The sequence below is a fragment of the Actinomadura sp. HBU206391 genome (assembly GCF_014323665.1).
GTDB lineage: Bacteria > Actinomycetota > Actinomycetes > Streptosporangiales > Streptosporangiaceae > Actinomadura_C.
Genome location: NZ_JABVEB010000487.1, coordinates 1 through 2,297 on the forward strand (window position 1 = coordinate 1; position 2,297 = coordinate 2,297).

Here is a 2,297-nt window from a genome sequence, read left to right on the forward strand (position 1 = left end):
TCGCCGACGCCGACCCCGGTCACGTCGGAGCCGACCGCCGTCACCGTGCCGGCTCCCTCGACGCCGAGCACGAACGGCGTCGGCTTCGGGTACCGCCCGGTGCGGAAGTAGACGTCGATGAAGTTCACCCCGGCGGCGGCGATGTCGATGACGATCTCACCGGGGCCGGGTGCGGGATCCGCGAACTCGGTGTAGTCAAGGGCCTCTGGTCCGCCCGGCTTCGAGATGACGATCGCGCGCATGGGAACTCCTCACGAGGGGCTGTGATCGTTGCCAACGGGTGGTGTCACCGCTCTGTTCCCGTCCCAGGGCGTCGTCGCCCACGTCTGACCGGACTGACCCGTGACCCGACCGCGGACGACCGCAAGATCACGCGTGCGCTTACGCCGTGGTCTTCGCGGTTCTCCGCGTCGAGGCAGGTCAGGACGGGGCAATGCGACGGCAGAGCCAGGCGAGCGAGAGCGGGTAGCGGTAGTCGATGGCTCCGTGGCCGGCCTCGAAGAGCTCGAAGTGGACGACGTCATCCGAGACGCCCGCGTCGGCGAGCGCCTGGCGGAAGGCGTCCCCGCCGATGTCGAGGTACCACTCGTCGCGGGTCCCGCCGTCGATCCAGATGGCCCGCTGTGAGCGCATCGCCTCGGCGTGCGCCGGGACCATCCGCACCGGGTCCCAATCCAGCCACCGCTGCCACACCTCCGGGCGCAGCACACCGGTGCGCGGATCGAAGGGCAGCTCCGGCGTGCCGTCCGCGCGGGCGGAGAAACAGGCCGCCACCCCGAGGATGCTGAGGAGCAGCATGTCCTCCTCCTTGGTGAAGCTGACCCGGGACCGGAAGTCGTCCCACCACCGGAGGATGTCCCCGTCATACGCCCTCAGCCTCCGCACGACCTGCGGGAACTCGGGGATGTAGCAGTACTCGTAGAGGGCGTCGCCGGCATGTGCGGCCAGGGCGCCGAACAGGTCGGGACGCAGCATCGGCGTGATCATCGCGCCGAAGCCGCCGCTGGACTTGCCGGTGATCGCTCGGTGGTCGCGGTCGGCGAGCGTACGGTAGCGGGCGTCGACCCACGGCACGATCTCGTCGCACAGGTAGGAGTGGTAGCGCCCGGTACCGGGCGAGTCGACGAACTGGCTGCCGCCATAGGCGGTCCACGCGTCGACGTAGACCACGATGGCGGGGGGTGCCGTGCCCTCCGCGAACACGGCGTCGGCCGCCTCCGGAAAAGGCTGCCGGTAGGGCATCCGGTTGCGCCACATGGGCAGGTGGCCGGTGTAGCCCTGGATGACGTAGACGGAGGGATACCGCCGTTCCGGCTCGTCGTCGTACCCCGGCGGGACGTACACCCAGAGCGGTCGCTCGTGCGGGTCCTTGAGCGGGTTGTCCCGCAGCAGTTCGCTGCTGAAGACGTGCTCGTCGATGCGTCCGGCGAGATCGGTCGACCAGGGCGACATGCGCACACTTCCTCGATTGTGAGCTTGTTCGTGGGCTCGTGTGGGTCGGGGTGGTGCCGACGGTAACAGCCGGGCGCGGAGCGCCCCGGTAGCGGGTCCGGACGGCTCACGCGCACCGGAACCCGGTCACGGCTTGCCCTGGACGCCCGGCGAACGTATGTTCGAACGAGTACACCGCCTGCCTTCCCCCGGGCGATGGAGTCCGGGGAGGTGGACAAGGTGAGTCGTGTGTACGGCGACCCCATCGACGTGTGGGTGGCCGACGGGCGTCCGGTGCGGTTCGTGTGGAGGGGACGGCTCTACACGGTGCGGGCCGTGCTCGAGCACTGGGTCGCCACCCGGGACTGGTGGAAGGAACTGCACCCCGAGGCCGAGGAGGCCACGGAGCGCGAGTTCTGGCGGGTCGAGGCCTCCCCGGATTCGGAGATCGGGGTGTACGAACTGCGCTTCGACGCGGCCACCGGCGCCTGGATGCTCTCCCGGGCGTGGGACGGGTGATCGAACCCGGCTCCGGTTCGTGCCCGAATTCGGGTTAGCCGCAATGCGCTCCGAGCCTGCCGTTCGCCATCCTGACGGTATGGCCATCCGATGCCTGCTCATTGACGACAGCCGATATTTCCTCCGGGCCGCCAGCGATCTGCTCGAGCAAGGCGGGATCTCGGTGGTGGGCACGGCGTCGAACGGCACCGAGGCGGTCAGGCGTGCCGAAGAACTCCGGCCCGAGCTCGTGCTGCTCGACATCTGCCTCGGCGGCGACTGCGGGCTCGAACTGGCCGAGCTGCTCACCGAGATCGCGCAGGAGACACCGTCGGACGACTGGAGGCCGGCGATCATTCTGACGTCGA

4 protein-coding genes are annotated in these 2,297 nt (G+C 69.4%); 2 read left to right on the plus strand and 2 right to left on the minus strand.

All coding sequences use genetic code 11. The features are described 5' to 3' along the window. Positions 1-242: alcohol dehydrogenase catalytic domain-containing protein (locus HKK72_RS38670; protein ID WP_187239338.1), on the minus strand; the 242-nt coding region annotated here is incomplete at its 3' end. A gap of 178 nt (positions 243-420) precedes the next feature. Beyond that, positions 421-1,452 (minus strand): alpha/beta hydrolase, encoded by a 1,032-nt coding sequence (locus HKK72_RS38675; protein ID WP_187239339.1) that lies wholly within the window; start codon positions 1,450-1,452, stop codon positions 421-423. Positions 1,453-1,671: 219 nt separating this feature from the next. On the opposite strand from HKK72_RS38675, the gene HKK72_RS38680 reads away from it, so the two are divergent. Both HKK72_RS38680 and HKK72_RS38685 read left to right on the plus strand, forming a co-directional pair. Further along, positions 1,672-1,950, plus strand: a complete 279-nt coding sequence (locus tag HKK72_RS38680) for a DUF6504 family protein (protein ID WP_187239340.1) — start codon at positions 1,672-1,674, stop codon at positions 1,948-1,950. 79 nt (positions 1,951-2,029) lie between these two features. Next, the coding region (locus HKK72_RS38685) for a LytR/AlgR family response regulator transcription factor (protein ID WP_187239341.1) at positions 2,030-2,297 on the plus strand (268 nt) is incomplete at its 3' end.

Coding starts and splice junctions, on each gene's coding strand:
- HKK72_RS38675 (WP_187239339.1), bottom strand. CDS start 1,452: ATGTCGCCCTGGTCGACCGATCTCGCCGGACGCATCGACGAGCACGTC.